The sequence below is a fragment of the Streptomyces sp. 2P-4 genome (assembly GCF_030167965.1).
Taxonomy (GTDB): Bacteria; Actinomycetota; Actinomycetes; order Streptomycetales; family Streptomycetaceae; genus Streptomyces; species Streptomyces globosus_A.
This window is the reverse complement of the sequence record NZ_CP095011.1, coordinates 4,512,010-4,536,228: the sequence shown is the minus strand read 5'-3', so window position 1 is coordinate 4,536,228 and position 24,219 is coordinate 4,512,010. Positions and strand designations below refer to the sequence as shown.

Annotated in this window: 22 protein-coding genes; 9 read left to right on the top strand and 13 right to left on the bottom strand. The window is 73.4% G+C overall.

Features of this window, described 5'->3' with window-relative positions:
- Positions 1-108: 108 nt before the first annotated feature.
- The 3 genes from MUK52_RS20000 to clpS form a co-directional block, all read right to left on the bottom strand.
- A complete protein-coding gene (locus tag MUK52_RS20000) occupies positions 109-1,572 on the bottom strand; it encodes an amino acid permease (protein ID WP_246042702.1) in 1,464 nt (487 codons plus the stop codon).
- A 288-nt stretch (positions 1,573-1,860) separates the two neighbouring features.
- Positions 1,861-2,478: a DUF2017 domain-containing protein gene (locus MUK52_RS19995; protein WP_114057709.1), complete on the bottom strand. Its 618-nt coding sequence runs from the start codon at positions 2,476-2,478 to the stop codon at positions 1,861-1,863.
- Positions 2,478-2,792, bottom strand: coding sequence for an ATP-dependent Clp protease adapter ClpS (gene clpS, locus MUK52_RS19990; RefSeq protein ID WP_114057710.1), 315 nt, complete (start codon positions 2,790-2,792; stop codon positions 2,478-2,480). The genes MUK52_RS19995 and clpS overlap by 1 nt, the downstream gene beginning before the upstream one ends.
- Positions 2,793-2,872: 80 nt before the next feature.
- On the opposite strand from clpS, the gene MUK52_RS19985 reads away from it, so the two are divergent.
- Together MUK52_RS19985 and MUK52_RS19980 are read left to right on the top strand one after the other, a co-directional pair.
- Positions 2,873-4,201 (top strand): nicotinate phosphoribosyltransferase, encoded by a 1,329-nt coding sequence (locus tag MUK52_RS19985; RefSeq protein WP_114057711.1) that lies wholly within the window; start codon positions 2,873-2,875, stop codon positions 4,199-4,201.
- 163 nt (positions 4,202-4,364) lie between these two features.
- Positions 4,365-4,967 (top strand): isochorismatase family protein, encoded by a 603-nt coding sequence (locus MUK52_RS19980; RefSeq protein ID WP_114057712.1) that lies wholly within the window; start codon positions 4,365-4,367, stop codon positions 4,965-4,967.
- Positions 4,968-4,984: 17 nt separating this feature from the next.
- Here the strand turns inward: MUK52_RS19980 and MUK52_RS19975 are convergent, their stop codons facing one another.
- Positions 4,985-5,293 (bottom strand): hypothetical protein, encoded by a 309-nt coding sequence (locus tag MUK52_RS19975; protein ID WP_114058941.1) that lies wholly within the window; start codon positions 5,291-5,293, stop codon positions 4,985-4,987.
- Positions 5,294-5,417: 124 nt separating this feature from the next.
- On the bottom strand, positions 5,418-7,832 hold the full coding sequence (locus tag MUK52_RS19970; protein ID WP_246042703.1) for an immune inhibitor A domain-containing protein: 2,415 nt from the start codon (positions 7,830-7,832) through the stop codon (positions 5,418-5,420).
- Positions 7,833-8,214: 382 nt separating this feature from the next.
- Between MUK52_RS19970 and MUK52_RS19965 the strand changes: the two genes are divergently transcribed.
- Positions 8,215-8,472 (top strand): hypothetical protein, encoded by a 258-nt coding sequence (locus MUK52_RS19965; protein WP_114057713.1) that lies wholly within the window; start codon positions 8,215-8,217, stop codon positions 8,470-8,472.
- 34 nt (positions 8,473-8,506) lie between these two features.
- Here MUK52_RS19965 and MUK52_RS19960 read toward each other — a convergent pair whose 3' ends face one another.
- Together MUK52_RS19960 and MUK52_RS19955 are read right to left on the bottom strand one after the other, a co-directional pair.
- Positions 8,507-9,262, bottom strand: a complete 756-nt coding sequence (locus tag MUK52_RS19960) for an RDD family protein (protein WP_114057714.1) — start codon at positions 9,260-9,262, stop codon at positions 8,507-8,509.
- Positions 9,263-9,360: 98 nt separating this feature from the next.
- Positions 9,361-10,803 (bottom strand): RDD family protein, encoded by a 1,443-nt coding sequence (locus MUK52_RS19955; protein ID WP_284578825.1) that lies wholly within the window; start codon positions 10,801-10,803, stop codon positions 9,361-9,363.
- 258 nt (positions 10,804-11,061) lie between these two features.
- Between MUK52_RS19955 and MUK52_RS19950 the strand changes: the two genes are divergently transcribed.
- Positions 11,062-11,541: an SsgA family sporulation/cell division regulator gene (locus MUK52_RS19950; RefSeq protein ID WP_114057716.1), complete on the top strand. Its 480-nt coding sequence runs from the start codon at positions 11,062-11,064 to the stop codon at positions 11,539-11,541.
- Positions 11,542-11,621: 80 nt separating this feature from the next.
- Here the strand turns inward: MUK52_RS19950 and MUK52_RS19945 are convergent, their stop codons facing one another.
- Positions 11,622-13,016, bottom strand: a complete 1,395-nt coding sequence (locus tag MUK52_RS19945) for an FAD-binding oxidoreductase (RefSeq protein WP_284578822.1) — start codon at positions 13,014-13,016, stop codon at positions 11,622-11,624.
- Positions 13,017-13,112: 96 nt separating this feature from the next.
- Between MUK52_RS19945 and MUK52_RS19940 the strand changes: the two genes are divergently transcribed.
- The gene (locus MUK52_RS19940) at positions 13,113-14,675 is read left to right on the top strand and encodes a tetratricopeptide repeat protein (protein ID WP_284578820.1); all 1,563 of its coding nucleotides are present in this window, start codon (positions 13,113-13,115) and stop codon (positions 14,673-14,675) included.
- Positions 14,676-14,768: 93 nt separating this feature from the next.
- On the opposite strand, the gene hppD is transcribed toward MUK52_RS19940, so the two are convergent.
- Positions 14,769-15,923 (bottom strand): 4-hydroxyphenylpyruvate dioxygenase, encoded by a 1,155-nt coding sequence (gene hppD, locus MUK52_RS19935; protein WP_114057718.1) that lies wholly within the window; start codon positions 15,921-15,923, stop codon positions 14,769-14,771.
- A gap of 142 nt (positions 15,924-16,065) precedes the next feature.
- Between hppD and MUK52_RS19930 the strand changes: the two genes are divergently transcribed.
- From MUK52_RS19930 to MUK52_RS19915, 4 genes are all read left to right on the top strand, one after another.
- On the top strand, positions 16,066-16,536 hold the full coding sequence (locus MUK52_RS19930) for an Lrp/AsnC family transcriptional regulator (protein ID WP_114057719.1): 471 nt from the start codon (positions 16,066-16,068) through the stop codon (positions 16,534-16,536).
- A gap of 78 nt (positions 16,537-16,614) precedes the next feature.
- Positions 16,615-17,202, top strand: a complete 588-nt coding sequence (locus MUK52_RS19925) for an ArsR/SmtB family transcription factor (protein WP_114057720.1) — start codon at positions 16,615-16,617, stop codon at positions 17,200-17,202.
- A 136-nt stretch (positions 17,203-17,338) separates the two neighbouring features.
- On the top strand, positions 17,339-17,575 hold the full coding sequence (locus tag MUK52_RS19920) for a hypothetical protein (protein WP_284578817.1): 237 nt from the start codon (positions 17,339-17,341) through the stop codon (positions 17,573-17,575).
- Positions 17,575-18,900 carry an MFS transporter gene (locus MUK52_RS19915; RefSeq protein ID WP_114057722.1) on the top strand — a complete coding sequence of 442 codons (1,326 nt, stop codon included), beginning with the start codon at positions 17,575-17,577 and terminating at the stop codon, positions 18,898-18,900. The genes MUK52_RS19920 and MUK52_RS19915 overlap by 1 nt, the downstream gene beginning before the upstream one ends.
- On the opposite strand, the gene MUK52_RS19910 is transcribed toward MUK52_RS19915, so the two are convergent.
- From MUK52_RS19910 to MUK52_RS19895, 4 genes are all read right to left on the bottom strand, one after another.
- The gene (locus tag MUK52_RS19910; protein WP_246042705.1) at positions 18,830-19,627 is read right to left on the bottom strand and encodes a YlbL family protein; all 798 of its coding nucleotides are present in this window, start codon (positions 19,625-19,627) and stop codon (positions 18,830-18,832) included. The two genes, MUK52_RS19915 and MUK52_RS19910, sit on opposite strands and share 71 nt — an antisense overlap.
- Positions 19,628-19,727: 100 nt before the next feature.
- Positions 19,728-20,369 carry an IclR family transcriptional regulator gene (locus MUK52_RS19905; RefSeq protein ID WP_114057723.1) on the bottom strand — a complete coding sequence of 214 codons (642 nt, stop codon included), beginning with the start codon at positions 20,367-20,369 and terminating at the stop codon, positions 19,728-19,730.
- 406 nt (positions 20,370-20,775) lie between these two features.
- Positions 20,776-22,563 (bottom strand): DEAD/DEAH box helicase, encoded by a 1,788-nt coding sequence (locus MUK52_RS19900; protein WP_114057724.1) that lies wholly within the window; start codon positions 22,561-22,563, stop codon positions 20,776-20,778.
- Between the two features lie 1,237 nt (positions 22,564-23,800).
- Entirely contained in the window at positions 23,801-24,205 is a 405-nt protein-coding gene (locus MUK52_RS19895) for a type II toxin-antitoxin system death-on-curing family toxin (RefSeq protein ID WP_284581736.1), read from the bottom strand.
- Positions 24,206-24,219 lie beyond the last annotated feature (14 nt).

Genomic DNA, 24,219 nt, shown 5'->3' with positions numbered 1-24,219 from the left:
ACCGACAGGATAAGCAGACGGGCCCTCCCGTACCGAGGTGTGGTACGGGAGGGCCCGAATGCCGGACAGGGGGTGCGCGGGGCGGGGCCCCGGGGCTGCCCCGCGCGGTCAGGCGCCGGTGCCCGCGGAGGCCTTGGCGACGGCCCGGGCCCCGCGGCCGCCGCCGCTGCCGCGCCGGATGGCGAGGTAGGCGAGGCCGAGGGCGAGGCCCCACAGCGGGGCGCAGTACAGGGAGACCCGGGCGTCCTTGTCGGCGCCCATCATGACGACGACCATGCCGATGAAGAGCAGGGCGAACCAGCTGGTCCAGGGTGCGCCGGGGGCGCGGAAGGCGGAGCCGGGGAGTTCGCCGCGGTCGGCGCGGGCGCGGTAGCGGATCTGGCAGACCAGGATCATGATCCAGGCCCACATGCCGGAGATGGTGGCGAAGGAGACGACGTAGTCGAAGGCCTTGCCGGGGGCCACGTAGTTGATCCAGACGCCCACCAGCATCAGCGAGGCCGAGAAGGTGGTGCCGATCAGCGGGGTGCCGTTCCTGGTGAGCCGGGTGAACAGCCTGGGGCCCTGGCCGTTGAGGGCGAGGTCGCGCAGCATGCGGCCGGTGGAGTACATGCCCGAGTTGCAGGAGGACAGGGCGGCGGTGAGCACCACGAAGTTGACGATGGCGGCGCCGACGCCGAGGCCCATGCGCTCGAAGGCGGCGACGAACGGGGAGACGCCGGGCTGGAAGTGCGTCCACGGCACGACCGACAGGATCATGATGAGCGCGCCGACGTAGAAGACGGCGATGCGCCACGGCACGGTGTTGATGGCCTTGGGCAGCGTCTTCGCCGGGTCCTTGGACTCGCCGGCGGTGACGCCGACGAGTTCGACGGCGAGGAAGGCGAACATCACGATCTGCAGGGTCATCAGCGTGCCGCCGATGCCCTTGGGGAAGAAGCCGCCGTCGTTCCACAGGTTGGCGACGGAGGCGGTCTCCGCGGCGTCCGAGAAGCCGATGGTGAGGATGCCGGCGCAGATGAGGATCATGCCGACGATGGCGGTGACCTTGACCATGGAGAACCAGAACTCCAGCTCGCCGAAGAGCTTCACGGAGATCAGGTTGGCGCCGTAGAGGACGACGGTGAAGACGAGCGCGTACGCCCACTGCGGGAAGCTGTCGCCGGTCCAGTACGCCATGTACTGGGCTGCGGCGGTGACTTCGGTGATGCCGGTGACGACCCAGAAGAGCCAGTAGGTCCAGCCGGTGGCGAAGCCGGCGAACGGGCCGACGAACTCCCGGGCGTAGTCCGAGAAGGAGCCTGCGACGGGCCGGTACATCAGGAGCTCGCCCAGGGCGCGCATGATGAAGAAGATGACCAGGCCCGCGAGGGCGTAGGCCAGGATGAGGCTCGGTCCCGCCTTCGAGATGGCCTTGCCGGCGCCGAGGAAGAGCCCGGTGCCGATGGCGCCGCCGATCGCGATCATCTGGATCTGGCGGGCGCCGAGTGTGCGGTGGTACCCCTCGCCACCCTCGGCCGCGGCGCCCTCCCCGGACGCCTTGTGGTGCTGCTCGACCTGCACAGAGGTCATGGTGTGGTGCGCCTTTCTCCACGCCGACCCGCGCCTGGAGCGGCTGCGGATCGGGTCCTCGATCCCCCCGGATACGGATGGAGTTGCACGCCGGCGGTCAGCCGGTCCCGGCAGGCCGCGGGAGCATGGGTGGCGCCCCGTCGGCGATCGGCAAGATCTATCACGGGCGTACAGATCATCAAAGGTCGCACATGTGATGCAGGGCACGACAAAATCGGGACAAGTGGAGATAAGCCCGCCAGATCATTTCATGGCGGTTATCTGATCGTTATCCGGATTTGAGCGTTGTCAGAGGGTTTCGACGAGGGTCTCCTGGAGCCCGCCGAGCCACAGGTAGGCCATCACCATCGGCTTGCGCGGATCGTCGTCCGGCAGCCGGAACAGCGCCGCACTCTCGTCGTCCTCGGCGATCTCCAGGCGGGCCGCGATCGTCAGCCGCAGGTCGTTGAGCGCGCCGAGCCAGCGCAGCGGCTGCTCCCCGGTCAGCTCCAGCCGGGACGCCTCCCCGCCGCCGGCCGCGGCGAGCCCGTCCAGGCTGCGGACGACGGCCAGTGCGTCCTCGCGCTTGCGCGCGCGCAGGTCGTTCTCGGTGTAGCGGCGGAACTCCGCCGACCAGTCGTCCAGCCGGGCCCGGTCCGCGCCCTCCGGGGTGCCGGGGCCGCCGTACGCGTCGGGGAAGAGGCGGGCCAGCGCGGGGTCGGCGGGCCGCTCCGTGGGCCCCTGGCCCGCCTCGGCGAACAGCACGGCGAGCGGATCGGCGTCCGCGTCCGGCTCGGGGGCGCCCGGCCCGATCAGCTCCAGGAGCTGGACGGCCAGGGAGCGCAGGATGGAGACCTCGATCTCGTCCAGCGCGATGGCGGCTCCGCCGCCCTTGAGGGGCTCGAACATGCCCGCGGTCCGCCCCATCAGATCCGGTCCTGGGAGAGGGTCGCCCAGAGGCCGTAGCCGTGCATGGCCTGCACGTCGCGCTCCATTTCCTCGCGGGTGCCGCTGGAGACGACGGCCCGCCCCTTGTGGTGGACGTCGAGCATCAGCTTGTGCGCCTTGTCCTTCGGGTAGCCGAAGTACGCCTGGAACACGTACGTCACGTAGCTCATGAGGTTGACGGGGTCGTTGTGCACCAGGGTCACCCATGGGACGTCGGGTTCGGGGACCGCGGATACCTCTTCGGCGGACTCGGTGCGTTCGATCTCAATGGGAGCAACACTCACCCGTCCCATGCTGCCACTGTGACGGGCCCGTCGCACAAACAGGCCCCACATTTCGTCACTCTGACGAAATGTGCGCTAGCATCCCTGCCATGAACCCTGCGGACCTGGGCCTGCCGGTGGACGTGCCGTCGACAGCGCTCTTCACGGACCATTACGAGCTCACGATGCTGCAGGCCGCCCTGGCGAACGGCACCGCCGACCGCCGCTCGGTCTTCGAGGTCTTCACCCGGCGCCTGCCCGAAGGACGCCGCTACGGAGTCGTCGCCGGCACCGGCCGCGTCCTCGACGCGGTCGAGAACTTCCGCTTCGACAGCGCCGTCCTCGAATTCCTGCGCGAACGCGCCGTCGTCGACATGCGCACCCTCGACTGGCTCTCCTCCTACCGCTTCTCCGGCGACATCTGGGGCTACCCCGAGGGCGAGGTGTACTTCCCCGGCTCGCCGGTCATGCGCGTCGAGGGCAGCTTCGCCGAATGCGTGCTGTTGGAGACCGTCATCCTGTCGATCCTCAACCACGACTCGGCGATCGCCGCCGCCGCCTCCCGGATGGCCTCCGCCGCCGGCGGCCGCCCCCTCATCGAGATGGGCGCCCGGCGCACCCACGAGCTCGCCGCCGTCGCCGCCTCGCGCGCCGCGTACGTCGGCGGCTTCACCTCCACCTCCGACCTCGCCGCCGGATTCCGCTACGGGATCCCCACCGTCGGCACCTCCGCCCACGCCTTCACCCTGCTCCACGACACCGAGCGCGACGCCTTCACCGCGCAGGTCGCCTCCCTCGGCAGCGGCACCACCCTGCTGGTGGACACGTACGACGTGGCCGAAGCCGTCCGCACCGCCGTCGAGGTCGCCGGCACCGGGCTCGGCGCCGTCCGCATCGACTCCGGCGACCTGCTCCTCGTCGCCCACCGCGTGCGGCAGCAGCTCGACGAGCTCGGCGCGGAGCAGACCCGGATCGTCGTCACCTCCGACCTCGACGAGTACGCCATCGCCTCGCTCGCCGCCGCGCCGGTGGACGCGTACGGGGTCGGGACGCAGCTCGTCACCGGCAGCGGGCACCCCACCTGCTCCATGGTCTACAAGCTCGTCGCGCGCGCCGAGTCCGCCGACCCGAAGGCGCCGCTCGTGCCGGTCGCGAAGAAGTCCGCGAGCGGGAAGACGTCCCTCGGGGGCCGGAAGTGGGCCGCGCGGCGGCTGGACGCGGACGGGGTCGCGGAGGCGGAGGTCGTCGGGACCGGGGCCGTGCCGGCCGCGCTGGCCGGGCAGCAGTTGCTGGCACCGCTCGTGAAGGGCGGGGAGGTCGTCGCGCGGGAGCCGCTCGACGCCGCGCGGGAGCGGCACGTGCGGGCCCGGGGCGGTCTGCCGCTGTCCGCGACGCAGCTGTCGCGCGGCGAGGCCGTCATCCCGACCGAGTACGTCTGACCCCGGCCCGGGGCCCCGGCCGCCGCGACCCCCGCGCCGCAGACGCCGGCGGGGCGGGATCCACAAACCCCGGCGGGGCTGCATTGTGTGGCGCCGGACGGGGGAAGAGGCCCCGTGCAGGGGCCCGCCGCAGCACACCGACACAAGCCGAAGGGCATGCGACATGCACCGCGCACTGATCGTCGTCGACGTACAGAACGACTTCTGCGAAGGCGGCAGCCTCGCGGTCGCCGGCGGGGCCGAGGTGGCCGCCGCCGTCACCGAGCTGATCGGCCAGTCCACCGCCGTGTACCGGCACGTCGTCGCCACCCGCGACCACCACGTCGACCCGGGCGCCCACTTCGCCGCGCCGCCCGCCGAGCCGGACTACGAGACCTCCTGGCCCGTGCACTGCGTCGCCGGGACCGAGGGGGTCGGGTTCCACCCGAACTTCGCGCCCGCCGTCGCCTCCGGGGCCGTCGCCGCCGTGTTCAGCAAGGGCGCGCACGAGGCCGCCTACAGCGGCTTCGAGGGCGCCGACGAGAACGGCACCCCGCTCGCCGACTGGCTGCGCGAGCGCGAGGTCGGCGAGGTCGACGTCGTCGGCATCGCCACCGACCACTGCGTCCGCGCCACCGCGCTGGACGCCGCCCGCGCCGGCCTGCGCACCCGCGTCCTGCTCGACCTCACGGCGGGCGTGGCCCCGCACACCACGGAGCGGGCCCTGGAGGAGCTCCGGAAGGCGGGAGTGGAACTCATCGGCACGCCCGTCGTGCGGGGCGCCTGAAGGCCCTGTGCCGCCGCTCAGGCCCCGCGCAGCAGGGCGCGTATCGGACGCCACAGGTCGCCGCGGTCCGGGAGGGCCCGCCACAGCAGCCCGTCCGGATGGTGCAGGACCGCGGTGACCTCGTCCGGAGTCGGCGGCTCCGTGTTGCCCCGCAGGTACACGGCGCGCATGCCGAGGTTGCGCAGCCTGGTCAGGGCGCGGGCCCGGTTCGCGGCGTGGACCAGGACCCGGACGGGCCCGGCCTCGCCGTTCCCGGCGGGTCGCGGCAGGGTCAGCGCCACGACGACGCTCCCGTTCGGGAGCCTGGTGAAACCTCCTGCGGGCATGCGCTGCGTCTCCCCCGTCAGCTGGGCGTCGGTGCGGTGGTCGTTCCGCATCAAACCGCGATCGGCCGCCGCCCGCTAGTGGGCGACGGCCGATCATGGCGTGACCTGCTGTTTTACCGGATCACTACTTGGAGGGGCCGACCTCGATCGTCATCTGGAGACCGTCGTAGGTCTCCCGCTTGATCTTGATCTTGGTGTTGGTGTCGGACACCTTCACCGAGCCGGTCGGGTTCTCGTCGTAGTAGTACTTGCCCTTGTGGTCGTCGAAGACCATGTTCGCCCGCTTGGGCTTCAGGAAGAGCGACTCGCCGTTCTTGTGCAGCGTGAACGCGTCCGTGGAGTACGCGCTGAAGGTCGCGTCGTACGGCTGGATCTTGTTGCGCAGCAGCGTGCCGTCCGACCACTTCATCGGCTTGGCGTTGGCGTCGATCGGCAGGATCAGGCCCTGGCCGGGGTGCTGGCTGGTGTTGTTGTCCTTCTGGGAGGTGTCCCAGAGCCAGATCAGCAGGCCGTCCTGGTACGGGTAGTGCTCGACCCAGTTCGGGCGGGTGTTCGCCCAGCCGAAGTTGTACGGGCCCACCTTGAGGGTGGAGTCGTACGAGACGTAGCGGCGGTTCTCCGCGATGTAGTACTGCGCGTAGTCCTTGGTGAAGCCCGCGCCGATCCGGGAGAAGCCCTTGCCGGTCCAGCCGTTGTCGCCGTTCTCGGCGCCGTCGGTGAACAGCGCGGACCCGTCCGCGGTCAGGGTGACGGCGTCGGCCGTGAAGCCCTTGCCGCCCGCGCCGCCGTCCGTCTGGTAGCGGAAGCGGAGGTCGAACTTCTTGCCCGCGTAGGCGTCGAGCGGGAAGTTCAGGTCCTGCCAGCCGCCGGAGACGTCGGTCAGCGACGGCGAGCCCGCGGCGTCGACCGGGATGGCCTTGCCGTTGGCGGTACCGGCGAGGGCGGTCCAGGTGGCGCCGCCGTCGGTGGACACCTCGGTGTAGAGGTAGTCGTAGTCCTTCTCGATGTCCCACCAGCCCTTGAGGGACAGGGCGGCGGACTTCTTGCCGGTCAGGTCGACCGAGCGGGTCAGGGTGTTCTTGAGGTCGTCACCCATGCCGCTCCACCACTGCGAGGAACCCTCGGCAGGGGCGGTGATGTCCGTCTTGACCTGCTTCTTCGGCAGCTCGACGACCAGCGCCTGCTTGTCCTTGGTGTTGTACGCCGACACACCGAGCGTGTGGGTGGACTTCGTCGCGGCCTTGGCCGTGTCGTAGTTCAGCCAGCCCAGCTGGAGCTTGTCCCAGGCGGTCATGTCGCCGGGCATGTCGCCTATGGAGTCCTTGCCCTCGCCGAGCCAGGAGCCGGCGGACATCAGGGACCAGAAGCCGACGCCGTTCTCGCCGCCGCCGGAGGTGTCGTACAGGTCCGGCAGGCCGAGGTCGTGGCCGTACTCGTGGGCGAAGACGCCGAGGCCGCCGTTCTCCGGCTGCATCGTGTAGTCGCCGACCCAGATGCCGGTGTCGCCGATCTGCGTGCCGCCGGCCTTGTTGTTCTCCGGGCCGGTCTTGCCCGCGTTGGTGCCGTAGGCGTACCAGCGGTGCGCCCACAGGGCGTTGGCGCCCTCCTTGCCGCCGCCGGCCGACTCGTCCTCGCCCGCGTGGACGATCTGGAAGTGGTCGATGTAGCCGTCGGACTCGTTGAAGTTGCCGTCGCCGTCGAAGTCGTAGCGGTCCCACTGGTCGTACTGGGACAGCTGCGCCTTGATCTGCTCGTCGGTCTTGCCGGCCTTCTTCTGCGCCTCGGTCCAGGCGGTCACGCCGTCGCGGACGGTGTCCCACACGTTGGAGCAGTTGCTCTGGCCGCAGTAGTTCGAGCCGTAGCGGGCCTCGTTGTACGGGACCTTGACCCAGTCGGAGACCTCGCCCTCGACCGAGTAGCGGCCCGAGGAGGCCCGCTCGTAGTAGGTCTTCAGGGAGTGCTTGCCCTCGCCCGTACCGAAGTACAGCTCCTGGAAGTACTCGCGGCTGAAGTCCTTGCGCCAGGCGGTGCTGTTGTTGTCGGCGCGGTCCGGCTGGGCGATCGTGTTGTGCAGCGGGCCGGGCGTGCCGCCGTACTTCACGACGGGCGGCTTCGGGCCGTCCGGGCCGTCCGGGTCGAAGGTGGTCTCGTTGTCGACCTGGTCGCCGAACTCGACGAGGATCGTGAAGATCTTGTCGGTCTTCTCGCGGCCGAGCTCGACGTACTTCTTGTCGTCGAGCTTGACGACCTTGGAGGCGCCCCGCTGCTCGACGTTCTTCTTGCCCGCCAGCACCTGGTCCAGGGCGGCCTCGCGCTGCTGGGCCTGCTGGTCGCTGAAGGGACCCTTGAGGTCGTGGTCGACCTTCGTCTTCGCCGGGGCGGTGGGGTCCTGCTTGTCGGCGGCCGGCGCGCCCGCGGCCGGGGCCGGCGCGCTGTGGGCCTGGGCGGTGAAGGCGGTGCCGGTCGCGGCGCACGCGGCGATGGCCACGCCGATGGCAGCGGCGCGCAGCGCGCGCCGCCGGACAGAGTTGCTCGTCACTTGATGTGTTCCCCTCCCGCGGCCGCATGGATGGTCGGAACATCTCCATAGGAGTTGGGGGGTCCCGCGCGGCGCGCGTCTCAAGTGACGACATTTGACCGGAGAGTCTAAAGAAAAGACAGACCTTGACTTCTTCCTTACAACTGCACTATGCGGTGGGCGAGTTCCGCTATCCGGACGTTCCTCGGCCTTCCGGGACGAACGGCGCGTCCCGACCGGCATGTGAGACGGGGGTGTGAGCCCGTGCGCCCCCCGCGCACCGGCAACCGTGGGTCAGGTCACGCTTACGGCCCGTTCCGTACGGGCATCCCTCGGCGTAGAGTCACCTGCGCGCGACCCAGCCCAGCCGCCTCCCCCCTCCCGCCCCCGAGGACGGATACCCATGCCGCCGCGCCCGACCGCCGCCCAGCTCGTGTACGGGTCCGCCGCCGTCGTCGTCTCGACGCTCGTCCTGCTGCTGCTGACGCAGGCGCGCTCCGTGGCCGGCGTCGGGTTCGTCGCCACCGCCGCTCTCGGCCTCGGCGTGCTCGTCGCGGTCGCCGCCGCCGACCCGCGGCGCGGGGGCCGTCCGCACGGGGCGGCGGCCGCCCGGGAGTCCGAACCCCGGCCGGCCGCCGCCGAACAGCCTGTGCACCGCTAGTGCTGTGACCGGGTGAACCTTCCCGGCCACAGCACTAGGGGGCGGTGACGACCACCGTCTTGGCCACCTTGTCGTGGAGGCCCTGGCGGTACGGCTTGTCCACCAGGATCGACACGATGAGGGCGAGCGGCCACAGGCAGAGGCAGCAGATGAGCGTGGGCAGCCAGAGCATCGCAGCCCGCCCGAGCGCGGGACCGGACTGCGGGACGCTGCCGTCGTTGAGCATCGCCACCCGCAGGCCCATCGCCTTCTTGCCGGGGGTCTTGCCGTCCTTCTTGGTGAAGAACCAGTCGTAGCCGACGTAGGCGATGATCGAGATGAGCGTCATGGCGAGGCCGGTGCCGCTGTAGGACCTGGTGATGACCTCGGTGACGTCCTCGCCCCGGTCCGTCTCGACGACGTACCGGTTCGTGCCGAGCGCCAGCTGGATCAGGAACAGCGGGACGAACACGATGACCAGGTCGATGATGCGGGCGGCGAGCCGCCTGCCGAAGTCGGCGAGCGGCGGCATCCCGGCCAGCGGGTCGGGCATGCCTGGGCCGCCGCCTGAGCCGTACGGGTCGCTGCCGTACGGGGGCGGCGGGGGCGGGTATCCGCCGGGGCCGCCCGGGCCGCCCGGGGGCGGGCCTCCGGGCGGGGTGCCTCCGGGCGGGGGCCCGCCGGGGGGCGTGCCGCCGGTGGGCGGGGTGTCGTACGGCGAGCCGCCCGGCGGCGGCGTCGGGTCGTGGGGCCTCTTGAGGAAGGGGTCGTCCTCGGGCGGCTGGCCCTGCGGCGGCTGGTCGGAGCTCATGCCCCGAGTCGAACCCGGGGGCACCGGGGCCGCAACGCGGGGGCGTCCGTTGGGGGGAGGGCGCGCAGAGCGGGGCCGGGGAGCCGTCCGACGGGGCGTCAGCGGGCCGCGTACGTGCCCGCGGCCCGGTCGTGGGCGCCGCGGCGGCGGGGGCGGTCGCCGAGGCACCAGAGCCAGCCGACGGGCCCGAGGAAGGCACCGACGAGCCAGCGGGAGAGCGCCGCGCCGAAGCCGGGCGGGCGGAGCGTCGCCGAGGACAGCACCCGGACGCCGCACAGCCTCTTGCCCGGGGTGCGGCCCCAGCGGGCGGTGGGCAGCACCTCGTAGCAGAGCGCGAACACGACGAGGACGGCCAGGACGACGCCCAGGTATCCGGCGATGGTGGCGTCGAACAGCCACACGGTGGTGGCCTCGTCGGCGCCGCGCGCCGCGTCCACCTTGGCCTGGAGGTGGGCCGCCACCGCCGGGAGGAGCGGCCGGGCGGCGGCCGCGGCGACGGCCGCGAGCACGAGCGTGTCCAGGGTGCGGGCGGCGGCCCGGCGGACGAGCCCGGCGGGGCGGACGGCCCGCTCCGCCATCTCCTCGAACACGGCCCGGGCGGTGGGCCGGACCTCCCCGGCAGGGGCAGACGGGGACGGGGCGGCGGACGGGGCGGACCGGTCCTCCCAGCGGGTCCGGCGCTCGGGAGCGGGGCGGGGGGCGGCGGAGGGCGCGGGCGCGGCGGCGGGGAGGGGCGCGTCGTCGAGGGGGCGCCGGGCGCGCGGCGGGGCGGCCGGCGCGGCCTCCGGGAGGGCGGCTCCGGCCTCCCGGCGGGCGGCTTCCGCGGCGGCCGGCGGGTCCTCCCGGCGCGGGGCGGGCGGGGCGGGGTCGGGCGCGGGGGCGGGGAGGACGGTCGCCTCGGGCCAAGAGGAGGTGAGCCCGGACCCGGCGGTGCCGCCGGGGACGCTGGGCCAGGCAGGGGCGGCGGGGGCGGCTGCCGCGGCGGGTGAGCGCGCCGACAGGATCCCGATGCCCTCGGAGGACCGCGCGGCCGGGGCGGGGGCCGCCGCGGCGGCCGGCGTACGGGCGAAGGAGACGCCCGGCCCGCGCTCCGCCGCCCCGGCCGGGCCTCTGCCGTCCGGCGGCTCCGGGTGCGGCCCGCGGCCGAGGGAGGCACCGGCCTGGCGGGCGGGGGCGTGGCCCGCCTCGGGCTCCGGCCCGTCCGCCGGGCTGCCCCAGGAGACCCGGTGGTCGTGCGGGCCGCCGAAGCCCGCCTGGTGCTGGGGGTCGGCCTGCCAGGCCGGGGCCTCGGAGCCCCCGGAGGCGCCCGGACCCGCCGGGTCCGCCTCCCGCTCCCCCGCGGCGCCCCGCTCCGGCTCCGGCTCCGGCTCCGGTTCGGGCCGGGAGCGCCGCGGGCCCACCGGGTCGCCCGGTCCGGCGGGGCGGGCCGTGCCGGGCACCCACGAGCGGCCGTTCCAGTACCGGACGTAGCCGGGGATGGACGGATCGGGGTAGTAGCCCTCGCGGGCCGCGTGCTCGCCGTCACCAGGGGAGGCCGTCATGTCCCCAACTCCGATCGTGGCTTGAGGCTTGTGCAAGGGGAGGACCATAGCCAAGAACCTCCTCCCGGCCGGTCCGGTAACGGGAGAATCCAAGCCTTCGGGCGAACACCGCCCCGCCCACCTGTTTCAAGCCAACCGAAAATTTCAGGCCATTCCGCGATCGGGGGCCCGAAGTCGCGTCACATCCGGCCGCCTCGGCGCTCTCTGCGGGTGCGGGGCCACACGCCGGCCCCCGGATCCGACCGAAGCGAGGCCTCCATGCACCACCCCGTCATCGAGCGCGAGCTGGAACTGAAACTGGTCCTGTCACCCGAGCGCAGCGTCCCGGTGCCGGCCCGGCTGCGCTACCTCACCGACGACCCGTACGCCGTCCACATCACCTTCCACACCGGCTCCAGCGCCCCGGTGGACTGGACGTTCGCCCGCGAGCTGCTCGTCGAGGGCGTCTTCCGCCCCTGCGGGCACGGAGACGTCCGGATCTGGCCCGTGAAGGCGGCGGACCGGGCGGTGGTGTGCATGGCGCTCAGCTCCCCCGACGGCGACGCCCTGCTGGAGGCCCCCTCGGGCGCCGTGTCCTCGTGGCTGGAGCGGACCCTGCGGGTCGTCCCGCCGGGGACGGAGGCCGAGCGGCTCGGGCTGGACGCGGCCCTCGCCGAGCTGCTCACCCCCACCCCGGCCGACGAGCTGTGGATGCGCGATCCGTGGCCGTCCGACGAGGCGGGGGACGCAGAGCTGTGAGCCGCCGCACCCGAACCGGCCGGCGCCCCGCCCGCCACCTGTACCTCATACGCACCGGGGGCGCGGGGCCCCGCCCGGAGTCAGAAGAGCTTTCCGGGGTTGAGCAGGCCGAGCGGATCGAAGGCCTTCTTGACCGCCTGCTGCACGTCGACGCCCACCGGCCCGAGTTCCCGCGCCAGCCATTCCCGCTTCAGGACGCCGACCCCGTGCTCCCCGGTGATCGTGCCGCCCAGGGACAGCCCGAGCGCCATGATCTCGTCGAAGGACGCCCTGGCGCGGCGCGCCTCGTCCTCGTCCGCGGGGTCGAAGCAGACCACGGGGTGGGTGTTGCCGTCGCCGGCGTGGGCGCAGACCCCCACGACCAGGTCGTGGGCGCGGGCGATGGCGGCGGTGCCGTCCAGCATGTCGGCGAGCCGCGAGCGGGGGACGCACACGTCGTCGATCATCGTCGCGGGGCGGAGGGCGTCGAGGGCGGGCAGGGACATCCGGCGCGCCTGGAGCAGCAGTTCGGACTCCGCCTCGTCCTCGGCGGGTACGACGGCGGTGGCGCCGGCGGCAGTGCAGAGCCGGCCGGTCTCGGCGAGCTCCTCGGGGGCGTCCGGGGTGTCGAAGGCGGCGAGGAGGAGCGCCTCGGTGGTCTCGGGGAGCCCCATCCGGCCCAGGGCGTTGACGGCCCGCACGGTGGTGCCGTCCATCAGCTCCAGCAGGGACGGGGTCAGGCCGGCCTCCATGACGGCGCAGACGGCGGCGCAGGCGGCCGCCGCGGAGGGGAACTCGGCGGCGAGCACGAGCTGCCGGGGCGGTGCGGGACGCAGCGCGAGGATGGCGCGGACGACGATGCCGAGGCTGCCCTCGGAGCCGACGAAGAGGCGGGTGAGGTCGTATCCGGCGACGCCCTTGGCGGTGGTGCGGCCCGTGCGCAGGAGCCGGCCGTCGGCGAGGACGACATCGAGGCCGAGGACGTACTCGGCGGTGGTGCCGTACTTGACGCAGCACAGGCCGCCGGAGCCGGTGCCGATGTTGCCGCCGATGGTGCACTGCTCCCAGCTGGAGGGGTCGGGCGGGTAGGTGAGGCCCTTTTCGGCGACGGCCCGGGAGAGCACGGCGTTGACGACGCCCGGTTCGACGACGGCGGTGCGGTCGACGGTGTTGATCTCCAGGATGCGGTCCATCTTCACGAGGGAGAGCAGGATGCAGCCGTCGGTGGCGTTGGCGCCGCCGGAGAGTCCGGTGCGGGCGCCCTGGGGGACGACGGGGACGCGTAGGGCGGTGGCGGTGCGCATGACGTGCTGCACCTGCTCCGCGGTGCGGGGCAGGACCAGGGCGGCCGGGGTGCCGGCCGGGCAGAAGGCGGCCATGTCGGCGGCGTAGGAGGCGGTCACGTCGGGGTCGGTGGCGAGGGCCTCGGCGGGGAGTCCTGCGAGGAGCGCCGTGTGCAGCCGTGCGGTGCGCTCGTCGTGGTCCTTGGGATCCATGCGCCCAGCGTGGCATCCGCACCCATCGGTGTGAACACGGCCGCGCGCGGCTCCGGGCACGGCGGCATGCTCTTCATATTGACGCACAGTGAGCGCATGGACCGTATCGACAACGAAGCGCGGCAGGACGCGCCGTACGCGGCCTTCACCGGACGCAAGACGCTCGTGGCCGCCGCGGTCGCGGTGGTCCTCATCGCCGGGGCGCTGCTGGTCCGGCCGGCCGGCCAGGGCGACGACGCCCGGCCGCCGGGGCCGACGCAGCGGGCCGCGTCGGCGGTCGGCAGGGGCGCGCCGGCGGCGGCGGTCGACCTGTCGGCGCTGATCGCGGACCGGGAGCAGTGGCTCGGATCGCATCCGCGGGACGACGGGGCGTGGTCGGTGCTCGGGTCGGCGTACCTGGAGCAGGCGCGCCGCAGCGCGGACCCGGCTTGGTTCCCGAAGGCGGAGAAGGCGCTGAAGCGGTCGCTGGAGCTGCGGCCCGCGGAGAAGGGCAACCACGACGCGATGACGGGCATGGGCGCGCTGGCCAATGCCCGGGGGGACTTCGGGACGGGGAAGCGGTGGGGCGAGCTGGTGCGGGCGCAGGCCCCGCAGCGGTGGACGGCGTACCCGGTGCTGGTGGACGCGTACACGGGCCTGGGCGACTACAAGGCCGCGCAGCAGGCGATGGAGCGGCTGGTGGAGCTGCGGCCGGGGCTGGCGGCGTTCATGCGGGCCTCGCAGGTCTACCGGGACCGGGGTTGGCGCGAGGACGCGGCGCTGTCGATGGAGCACGCGGCGGGGGCGGCGAAGACCCCGGCGGAGAAGGCGTACGTGATGTACCGGCTCGGGGAGCTGGCGTGGGAGCGGGGTGAGGCGGCGGCGGCGCTGCGCCAGTTCGAGGCGGCCCTGCGGGCGGATCCGGGCCGGGCGGACGCGCTGGGCGGCCGGGCCAGGGCGCTGGCCGGGCTGGGCCGCAGCGGGGAGGCGGTGCGGGACTACCGGATGGCGCTGGGGCGGGGCTCGGCGCCGCGCCTCGCGCTGGAGCTGGGCGAGCTGCTGGAGTCGCTGGGGCGGGACGACGAGGCGAAGGAGGCGTACGCGGTGCTGCAGGCGGCGGCGTCCCGCGGGTCGGTCCGGGCGGCGGAGGACCAGGTGGTGCTGGGGCTGTTCGAGGCGGACCACGGGGACCCGGCGGACGCGGTGCGGCGGCTGACGGCGGAGTGGTCGCGGCACAAGAGCATGCAGGTGGCGGATGCGCTGGGGTGGGCGCTGCACCGGGCGGGCGACGACGAGGGGGCCCTGGAGTACGCGAAGAAGGCGACGGAACCGGGTTTGCGCAGCGCGGACTTCGCCTACCACCGCGGGATCGTCGAGCAGGCCCTGGGGGACGGCGCCTCGGCGCGGCGGCACCTGGAGGAGGCACTGCGGACGAACCCGGTGTTCTCGCCGGTGCGGGCGCCGCTCGCGAAGCAGGCGCTGGCGGCGGTCGGCGAGCCCCCGCCGGGCGGACCGGAGAACCTGCGGCCGCCGACGCCGTGGGTGGCGCCGGAGCTGCCGGAGCCGGTGCGCAAGCCGACGCCGACGCCGAAGCCCGGGGCCGCCAGGCCCGGGGCGGAGCCGAAGCCTTCGCCGTCTCCGTCGGGCTCGCCTTCGGCGTCGGCCGCCGCGAAGCCGTAGCCGGCCCTGCGCGGCGCGCTCCCGGCAGGCCGGGGCCTGCCGGGAGCGCGTCCGGTGTGCGGGCGCGGTGCGGTGCGGTGCGGTGCGGTGCGGTCAGAGGTTGCCGCGCTTGGCCTGCTCGCGCTCGATCGCCTCGAAGAGGGCCTTGAAGTTGCCCTTGCCGAAGCCCATCGAGCCGTGCCGCTCGATGATCTCGAAGAAGACGGTCGGGCGGTCCTGCACCGGCTTGGTGAAGATCTGCAGCAGGTAGCCGTCCTCGTCGCGGTCGGCGAGGATCTTCAGCTCGCGCAGGGTCTCGATCGGGACGCGGGTGTCGCCGACCCACTCGCCGAGGGTGTCGTAGTACGAGTCCGGGGTGTCGAGGAACTGCACGCCGGCGGCGCGCATCGAGCGGACCGTGGCCACGATGTCGTTCGAGGCGAGGGCGATGTGCTGGACGCCCGGGCCGTTGTAGAACTCCAGGTACTCGTCGATCTGCGACTTCTTCTTCGCGATCGCCGGCTCGTTGATCGGGAACTTCACCTTGAGGGTGCCGTCCGCGACGACCTTCGACATCAGGGCCGAGTACTCGGTCGCGATGTCGTCGCCCACGAACTCCTTCATGTTCGTGAAGCCCATGACCTTGTTGTAGAAGCCGACCCACTCGTTCATGCGGCCGAGTTCGACGTTGCCGACGCAGTGGTCGATGGCCTGGAAGGTGCGCTTGGCCGGCGGCTCGACCATCGGGTCGACGGCGACGTAGCCGGGCAGGTACGGCCCGGTGTAGGCCTTGCGCTCGACCAGGGTGTGGCGGGTCTGGCCGTAGGTGGCGATGGCGGCGAGGACGACCGTGCCGTGCTCGTCGGAGACCTCGTACGGCTCGTCGAGGCCGCGGGCGCCCTGCTCGACGGCGTAGGCGTAGGCGGCGCGGACGTCGGGGACCTCGATCGCCAGGTCGATGACGCCGTCGCCGTGCTCGGCGACGTGCTCGGCGATGAAGCGGCCGCGGTCCGTGCTCGCCTTGATGACCGAGGTCAGCACGAAGCGCGCGGAGCCGTTGGTGAGGACGTAGCTCGCCGTCTCGCGGACGCCGTTCTCCGGTCCGGAGTAGGCGACGACCTTCATGCCGAACGCGGTGGAGTAGTAGTGCGCGGCCTGCTTGGCGTTGCCGACGGCGAAGACGACCGCGTCCATGCCCTTCACCGGGAAGGGGTCCGCCTCTCGCGCGGTGTGCGGGGTGGTTTCCAGGTTCACCAAAGACTCAGTCATGAGCGCAGAGTCCCGCCGATCCACAAGCTGCGCAATAGTTTCCTGATCTGCTGTACACATTGCCCAGCTATGGCGCAGCATGGCTGAGACATCTGTGCAGGATGACCACTCCCGCGCAGTACCGAGCAGACAGGGACGGGTCATGGGCATCGACGGACTCGACGGCCGCCTCATCGTGCTGCTGGCCCGCGAGCCGCGGATCGGCGTACTGGAGGCCTCGCGCCGGCTGGGCGTGGCGCGGGGCACGGTGCAGGCGCGGCTGGACCGGCTCCAGTCGAGCGGGGTGATCCGCGGCTTCGGCCCGCAGGTCGACCCGGCGGCGCTGGGCTACCCGGTGACGGCGTTCGCCACGCTGGAGATCAAGCAGGGGCAGGGTGCCGACGTACGGGCGCACCTGGGCGGGGTGCCGGAGGTGCTGGAGCTGCACACGACGACCGGTCACGGGGACATGCTGTGCCGGCTGGTGGCCCGCTCGAACGCCGACCTCCAGCGGGTGATCGACAAGGTGGTGGGCTTCGAGGGGATCGTGCGGGCGTCGACGGCGATCGTGATGGAGAACCCGGTACCGCTGCGGGTGATCCCGCTGGTGGAGCAGGCGGCGCAGGAGGGCTGAATCCGGAGGCAAAGCCTCCAAAGAGAACGTTGCAAAGAAATCCTTGCACAGGTTTCTTTGCATGCTTAGGGTGGGGGCATGCCCGAGAAGCCCGAGGCCCCCCAGCTCCAGAACCGCACCCTCGACGCCCGCTCCCTGCGCGGCCTCGCCCACCCTCTGCGCATCCGCCTGCTGGGCGCCCTGCGCCAGGACGGGCCGGCGACCGCCTCCGGGCTGGCCGAGCGGCTCGGCGAGTCCAGCGGCGCCACCAGCTACCACCTGCGCCAGCTCGCCGCGCACGGGTTCGTCGAGGACGCCCCGGGCCGCGGCAGGGGGCGCGAGCGCTGGTGGCAGGCGGCGCACGACGGCACCGTCTTCGACGAGCAGCTCCTGTACGACGAGGACCCCGCCACCCGGGGCGCCGCCGACCTCTTCCTGCACGAGGTCGCGACGATCCACACGCAGGAGGTCGGCACCTTCCTGGGCAACGCCCACACCTGGTCCCCGCAGTGGCGCCGCAGCTCGGACATCAGCGACTTCACCCTCCGGCTCACCCCCGAGCAGGCGGCCGAACTCGTGGCCCGGATGCACGACCTGGTCGAGTCCTACCGGGACGCACCGCAATCCGCGGACACCGAGACCGTACGCGTCCACACGCACATGCTCCCGCGCCGCTCGGCCGGATAGCCCCGCCCGGCGGCGCCGCACCGGCGCCGCCGACCGCATCCCGCCACCGCCCCGGCGCCGCGACTGCCCGCCCTGCCGTGCCGCGGTCCGCCGCACCCTCCCCCGCGCCTTCCCACCCCACAGAGGGAGATTTGTCATGCACACCTTCGTTCATACCGAGATCGCCGCCGGCCTCGCCACCCGCGCCCACGCCGCCCGCACCGCCGAACTCGCCGCCGCGGCCGCCGCCGCACACCTCGCCCGCGGGGCGGCCCGCCCCCGCACACCCCTCGCACCCGCCCTGCGCGCCCGCCTCGGCGAGGCCCTCGTACAGGCCGGCACCCGACTGCTGGAGCCCGTCGAGGCCGCCCGCCTCCCCACCCGGCCCGCCTGATGAGCAGGCGCCCCCTCGCGGCCGTCCTCGCCGCCAACACCGTCTCCACCGCCGGGAGTTCGCTGACCCTGATCGGCGTCCCCTGGTTCGTGCTGCAGACCACCGGCAGCGCCGGACGGGCCGGCGTCGTCGCCTTCTGCGCCACCCTGCCCGTCGTCGTCGCCGCCCTCGCCGGCGGTCCCGTCATCGACCGGATCGGCCGCCGCCGCATCTCCGCCGCCTCCGACCTCGTGTGCGCGCTCGCCGTCGCCGCGATCCCGCTGCTGCACCACGCACACCTGCTGGAGTTCTGGATGCTGTGCGCGCTGATGGCCGTCACCGGCCTCGTGCACACCCCGGGCCTGACCGCCCGCAGCGTCCTCCTGCCCAACCTCGCCGAGCACGCCGGGACCACCGTCATCCGCGCCGCGAGCCTCTACGACGCCGCCTCGCGCGGTGCCCGCATGGTCGGGGCCGCCGCGGCCGGCGTCCTCATCGCGGCCCTCGGCGCGGAGGCCGTCCTGCTGGTGGACGCCGCCACCTACGCCGCCTCCGCACTGCTCGTCGCCGCGCTGGTCCGCGGCATCCCCGCCGCGGACCCCCAACCCCGCTCGGGCGAGGCGTCGTTCGCCCGCTACCGGGCCGAACTCGCCGAGGGCTGGGCCTTCCTGACCCGGTCCCGGCTGCTGCTCGGCATCACCGTGATGGTCATGGCGACCAACGGCCTCGACCAGGGCTGGGCCTCCGTCCTGCTGCCCGTCGACGGCCGCGACGACCTCGGCGGCGCCACCGCCGTCGGCCTGCTCATGTCCCTCTTCGGCGGCTCCGCGCTCCTCGGCGCCCTCCTCTACGGGGCCTGGGGCGAGCGGTTCCCCCGCCGCACCGTCTTCGCCGCCGCGTTCCTCCTCTGCGGCGCGCCCCGCTACGCCGTCGCCGCCCTCACCGACACCGCGCTGCCGCTCGCCGTGACGATGGCGCTCGCCGGACTCGGCGCCGGCATGCTCAACCCGGTGCTGACGACCGTGATGTACGAGAAGGTCCCCGAGGAGCTGCGCAGCCGGGTCGCCGGCGTCGGCACCGCCGGCTGCGAGCTGGCGATGCCGATGGGCGGCCTCGCCGCGGGCCTGCTGGCCGCCGCGTACGGCGCGCCCACCGCGCTGCTCGCGTTCGGCGGGGTCTACCTGCTGGCCACGCTCTCCCCGCTGGCCTTCCCGTCCTGGCGGTCCATGGAGCGCACCCTGCCGCCGGGCGGGGAGGACGAGTCGGCCGGCGCCGTCAGCAGGACGGGGGCTCCTCGCCCCGGTTCAGCGAGCGCAGCGACTCCACCGCGCCCTTCAGGGAGCTGACGGGGACGAGCCGCAGCCCCTCCGGCGCCTCGGCCTTCGCGTCCGCGCACTCCGCCTGCGGTACGAGGAAAACGCTCGCGCCGTCCCGGCGGGCCGCCTGCGTCTTGAGGGCCACCCCGCCGACCGGGCCGACCCGGCCGTCCGCACTGATCGTGCCCGTCCCGGCGACGCTGCGGCCGCCCGTCAGGTCGCCGCCGCTGCCGTCGCCGTCGAGCTTGTCGATGATGCCGAGGGAGAAGAGCAGGCCGGCGGACGGGCCGCCGACGTCCGCCAGGTTGAGGTCGACCTTGACGTCCTTCGGGTCGAGGCGCAGGTAGCCGAGGGCCGCCGAGGTCGCGTTCGTCTGCGAGGCGGTCATCTGCTTCAGGTTGTGCGCCTCGATCTCCTCGTCGCTGCCGCCGGAGGGGTAGACGGCCTCCTTCGGCAGCACCGACCGGCTGCCGTCGAACCAGTCGTCCAGGAGCTGCGGCAGGCGGACCACCGCCGACGGCCCGGTCGCCTGGATCGTGGTCATGCGCAGCTCGCCCCTGGTCGGCCGGGTCGGAGCGCCGCTGACGGTGATCACGGGCTTTCCGTCGCGGTCGCCCAGCACGTCGGCCGTGAGCCCGGGCTGGGCGATCACGAACGGCAGCGGTGCCAGGGCCGCCACGGCGAACAGGCCGAGCACGGGCACGGCGCAGACGGCCAGGGCGGCGGGACGCGAGAGGCGTGAGAGGACGGAGAGCACCCGGCCAATCTATCGGGCCCGCCGGGCCCGCCCCCGCCGGCCGGGCGGGGCAATGGCCGGAGGCCGGCGCAGGCGGGGCTCCCTGCGCCCGCCCCGGCCGTCAGCGCAGGGCGTCGGCGACCTCGCGGGCCGCGTCCACGACCCGCGGGCCCACCCGCTCGGGCACGGCGTCCGAGAGCATGACCACGCCGACGCTGCCCTCCAGTCCGGTGACGCCCGTCAGCGGGGCGGCGGCGCCGCTCGCGCCCGCCTCCAGCTCGCCGTGCGTCAGCGTGTACCCGGGCTCGATGAGGGTGCCCTGGCGGGCCGCGAGTATCGCCCGGCCGGCGGCCCCCCGGTCCAGCGGATGCCGGAAGCCGGCCCGGTAGGCCACGTGGTAGTCGGTCCAGGTGGGCTCCACGACGGCGACGGCCAGCGCCTCCGTCCCGTCGACGAGCGTCAGGTGTGCCGTGGCGCCGATGTCCTCGGCGAGGGACCGCAGCGCCGGCAGCGCGGCCTCCCGTACGAGCGGGTGGACCTGCCGGCCCAGCCGCAGCACTCCGAGCCCGACGCGGGCCCGGCCGCCGAGGTCGCGGCGGACCAGGGCGTGCTGTTCGAGCGTCGCCAACAGGCGGTAGACCACGGTGCGGTTGACACCGAGGCGGTTGGAGAGCTCGGTGACGGTCAGACCGTGGTCGGTGTCCGCGAGCAGCTTGAGGACTCGGAGCCCCCGGTCGAGAGTCTGTGAGGTTTCCGCGGTCACGACGCCCCTCCCTCGTTGGTGAGCGGCGGTGACTCTCTTCGGTTGAGCGGCGCCGGTCCCACGGCGACGCACGGAGAGGCCGCCGGTAGCGGCCATGGCACCGGCTGCGCTCCCGCGGCGGCGCTGCCACGGGGCGTTTCGATGCGGGGACAGTAGCGAGCGGGTCCGCTCAGCGGAAGTCCTCGTCCAGAATCCGGGCACGAACGGGTCTTTTGTGTCGGTTCACGACCGCTTCCGGTCCGGGAATGCGCCCCATGCGCCCCGGAACCCCCGTCGCATCCCACGAGTTGGGCGACAACCGGCCGCCTGTCGAAACGGCGGCGGGGCGGACCGGCGCAGCCCCGTACGAAGCTCTGCACCGGCCCGCCCCGCCGCGCGGGAGGACCACCGCCCCCGCGGGGGGGGGTCACCGCATCCGGGTGGCCCACTCCTGGACCTTCTTGATCCGCTCCTTCAGCTGCCCGGCCGTCGCCTCCGCGCTCGGCGGGCCGCCGCACACGCGGCGCAGCTCGGTGTGGATCACCCCGTGCGGCTTGCCGCTCTGGTGGACGTACGCGCCGACCATCGTGTTCAGCGACCGGCGCAGCTCCAGCAGCTCCTTGTGCGAGACGACGGGCCGGCGCTCCGCCGGCAGCTCCAGCAGGTCCGCCTCCGCGTCCGGGCGGCGCCGGCTGTGCGCGATCTGCCGCGACTGCCGCTTCTGCAGCAGCAGCTGCACCTGCTCCGGCTCCAGCAGCCCCGGGATGCCGAGGTAGTCCTGCTCCTCCTCGCTGCCCGGGTGGGCCTGCATGCCGAACTCGGCGCCGTCGTACAGGACCCGGTCGAAGACGGCGTCGGACTCCAGCGCCTCGAAGGACATCTGCTCGTCCTCGCCGGTGTCCTCGTCCTCCTGCCGGTTGGCCTCCGCCATCTCCTTCTCGGACTCGGCGTACGGGTCGGCGTCCTCGCCCGCCTTCTTCGGCCGGTCGAGTACGTGGTCGCGCTCGACCTCCATCTCGTTGGCGAAGCCGAGCAGGTAGGGGATCGTCGGAAGGAACACGGAGGCGGTCTCGCCGCGCCTGCGCGAACGCACGAAGCGGCCGACGGCCTGCGCGAAGAACAGCGGCGTCGAGATCGTCGTCGCGTACACGCCCACGGCGAGGCGGGGGACGTCGACGCCTTCGGACACCATCCGGACGGCGACCATCCACCGGTCGTCGTTTCCGCTGAAGGTGTCGATGTGCTTCGAGGCGCCGGCGTCGTCGGACAGCACGAGCGTCGCCTTCGTACCGGTGATCTCCCGGATCAGCTTGGCGTACGCGCGGGCCGAGTCCTGGTCGGAGGCGATGACGAGGCCGCCCGCGTCGGGGATGCTCTTGCGGACCTCCGACAGCCGCCGGTCGGCGGCCCGCAGCACGTTCGGCATCCAGTCGCCGCGCGGGTCGAGCGCGGTCCGCCAGGCCTGGCTGATCGCGTCCTTCGTCATCGGCTCGCCGAGGCGGGCCTCCAGCTCGTCGCCGGCCTTGGTGCGCCAGCGCATGTTGCCGCTGTACGAGAGGAAGATGACCGGCCGGACGACGCCGTCGCCCAGCGCGTTGCCGTAGCCGTACGTGTAGTCGGCGGCGGAGCGGCGGATGCCGTCGTTGCCCTCCTCGTACGTGACGAACGGGATCGGGTTGGTGTCCGAGCGGAACGGCGTCCCGGTCAGGGCCAGGCGGCGCGTCGCCGGGTCGAACGCCTCCAGGCAGGCCTCGCCCCAGGACTTCGAGTCGCCGGCGTGGTGGATCTCGTCGAGGATCACGAGGGTCTTGCGCTGCTCGCAGCGGTTGCGGTGCAGCATCGGCCGTACGCCGACACCCGCGTAGGTGACGGCGACACCGTGGTACTCGCGGCTCAGCGGGCCCGCCGAGTACTCGGGGTCCAGCCGGATGCCTATGCGGGCGGCGGCCTCCGCCCACTGCTTCTTCAGGTGCTCGGTCGGCGCGACCACCGTCACCTGCTGCACGACGTGGTGGTGCAGCAGCCAGGAGGCGAGGGTGAGCGCGAAGGTGGTCTTGCCGGCGCCGGGGGTGGCGACGGCGAGGAAGTCACGCGGCTGGGTCTGGATGTACTTGTCCAGCGCGCCCTGCTGCCAGGCACGCAGCTTGCTGGCGGTACCCCACGGCGCACGGCCGGGGAAGGCGGGTGAGAGGTGGTGGGAGGCGGTAGTAGTCACGGTCTCCGGTTCGGGCTCTCGGCGGCGGTCGTTCGAAGGACAACCGGGCCACCCTACCGGGGTCGGCGAACCCCCGCCGGTGGGACGGGGCCGTGACCTCGGGCGGTGCGGCGAGCGTCACATCGGAGGGAGCGGGGGGCTCCTGCGGGGTTGGCCAAAAGGCGGGGGCCGGAGGGGCCGGGGTGAAAGGCGCACCGGTGCTGCGCGGGATGGCGGCGGAGTAGCCGAGGGTACGGGGAGGCGCGGGCGGGCGTCCCGCGCAGTCCGATCGTTTCCGGGGCGGGCCGGTCCCTCAAGGGCGCTCCTCCTTCGTCGTCGCGTCGCTGCGCGATGGCCCTCCGGGCCACCCTTGACCGACCCGCCCCGGAAAGCAAGGACTGTCGGGAAGCCCAGGGGGAACGGGAGGGGGACGGGACTCCGGCCCAGCCATGGCGAGCCGTTCCCAGCAGCCGCCACTGCCCACCTCGGCCCTCGGAAGCACCATGCCAAGGCGGAGTCGGCCCTGCCGCCACCGATCGCTACGTGCGCACCCCACGACGGCGACTGCTGGCGAGTGAGACCCCTGCCGCCACCGATCGCCACATGCGCACCCCACGACGGCGACTGCGGCTGCCGCAAGCAAGCCGGGAGGGAGGCAGGAAGGCGGGAAGGCGGGAAACGATGCGTCGCACGTCATTTCGTGCGCACTGGACGACGGCGAGCGGTGGATGGCCGGCCACCACACACGACACGGCCATATGGCGATCAACCGCACCCGGCACAGCGGCCGGCCGCCGGCCCCGCGGAAGCACGTGGCGATCAGTGGCGGCCTGGCGCTCGGACGGCGGGCAGCCGCCACACAACCGGGGCACGCAGCGATCGGCGGCGCCCCGGTGCCCGGACGGCGGGCGGCCGCCACCCAGCCGGGACCACGTAGCTATCAGCGGCGCCCTGCGAAAGGGATCGGGCTGCGTGACGCGGGCGGGTGGCGGAGGTCCCTCCAGGCCGCTCCCCCTCCTGGGGGCTTCCCGGCAGCTCTTTGTCTTTCCGGTGCAGGTCGGCTTGTCAAGGGTGGCCCGAAGGGCCATCGCGCAGCGACGCGACCAGCGGGAGCGCCCTTTACAAGCCGACCCGCACCGGAACGACAATGGGCAGCCGGGAAGCCCCCAGCACGCCACCGATCCCGCCCAGGGACACCTCCGCCCCCGCCTCGGCGGGATACCGCTTCGCCGTTCGGGCGGCGCCCGGGCTCAGGCCGTCAGGCCGTCAGGCTCGGGCACAGCCGGCGCAGGCGGGCCGCGATCTGCGGCACGTCGTCGGCCGTCCCGCTCGCCGTGTCCACGACGAGTTCGTACGCGGCGTCCTGGTCCGCGTCGGCGAGGTCGATCCCGTTCACGGCGAGGAAGACCGCCGCCGCGAGCCAGGCCGTCCGCTTGTTCCCGTCGACCAGCGGGTGGTTCTTCGCCAGGCCGTGCAGCAGCGCCGCGGCCTGCTCGAACGGGTCCTCGTACGCCGGCGTCCCGAACATCCGGGCCCGCGGCCGGTGCACCGCCGACTCCAGCAGCCGGGGGCTGCGCAGCACGACGGGCTGGCCGTGGGCCAGGCAGGCGTGCCGGGCCACGTCGAGCACCTCCGCGACGGTGAGGTGGCGGGTGCCGCGCATGCCCTGGCCCGTGC

Bases quoted from the DNA above. Each gene is read 5' to 3' on its own strand.
- MUK52_RS19940 (WP_284578820.1), top strand. From the start codon at position 13,113: ATGGACCGTATCGACAACGAAGCGCGGCAGGACGCGCCGTACGCGGCC.
- MUK52_RS19960 (WP_114057714.1), bottom strand. From the start codon at position 9,262: ATGAGCTCCGACCAGCCGCCGCAGGGCCAGCCGCCCGAGGACGACCCC.
- MUK52_RS19925 (WP_114057720.1), top strand. From the start codon at position 16,615: ATGCCCGAGAAGCCCGAGGCCCCCCAGCTCCAGAACCGCACCCTCGAC.
- MUK52_RS19930 (WP_114057719.1), top strand. From the start codon at position 16,066: ATGGGCATCGACGGACTCGACGGCCGCCTCATCGTGCTGCTGGCCCGC.
- MUK52_RS19945 (WP_284578822.1), bottom strand. From the start codon at position 13,016: ATGGATCCCAAGGACCACGACGAGCGCACCGCACGGCTGCACACGGCG.
- MUK52_RS19895 (WP_284581736.1), bottom strand. From the start codon at position 24,205: ATGCGCGGCACCCGCCACCTCACCGTCGCGGAGGTGCTCGACGTGGCC.
- MUK52_RS19980 (WP_114057712.1), top strand. From the start codon at position 4,365: ATGCACCGCGCACTGATCGTCGTCGACGTACAGAACGACTTCTGCGAA.
- clpS (WP_114057710.1), bottom strand. From the start codon at position 2,792: ATGGGACGGGTGAGTGTTGCTCCCATTGAGATCGAACGCACCGAGTCC.
- MUK52_RS19915 (WP_114057722.1), top strand. From the start codon at position 17,575: ATGAGCAGGCGCCCCCTCGCGGCCGTCCTCGCCGCCAACACCGTCTCC.
- MUK52_RS19950 (WP_114057716.1), top strand. From the start codon at position 11,062: ATGCACCACCCCGTCATCGAGCGCGAGCTGGAACTGAAACTGGTCCTG.
- MUK52_RS19920 (WP_284578817.1), top strand. From the start codon at position 17,339: ATGCACACCTTCGTTCATACCGAGATCGCCGCCGGCCTCGCCACCCGC.
- MUK52_RS19975 (WP_114058941.1), bottom strand. From the start codon at position 5,293: ATGCCCGCAGGAGGTTTCACCAGGCTCCCGAACGGGAGCGTCGTCGTG.
- MUK52_RS19995 (WP_114057709.1), bottom strand. From the start codon at position 2,478: ATGGGGCGGACCGCGGGCATGTTCGAGCCCCTCAAGGGCGGCGGAGCC.
- MUK52_RS19965 (WP_114057713.1), top strand. From the start codon at position 8,215: ATGCCGCCGCGCCCGACCGCCGCCCAGCTCGTGTACGGGTCCGCCGCC.
- hppD (WP_114057718.1), bottom strand. From the start codon at position 15,923: ATGACTGAGTCTTTGGTGAACCTGGAAACCACCCCGCACACCGCGCGA.
- MUK52_RS20000 (WP_246042702.1), bottom strand. From the start codon at position 1,572: ATGACCTCTGTGCAGGTCGAGCAGCACCACAAGGCGTCCGGGGAGGGC.
- MUK52_RS19985 (WP_114057711.1), top strand. From the start codon at position 2,873: ATGAACCCTGCGGACCTGGGCCTGCCGGTGGACGTGCCGTCGACAGCG.
- MUK52_RS19955 (WP_284578825.1), bottom strand. From the start codon at position 10,803: ATGACGGCCTCCCCTGGTGACGGCGAGCACGCGGCCCGCGAGGGCTAC.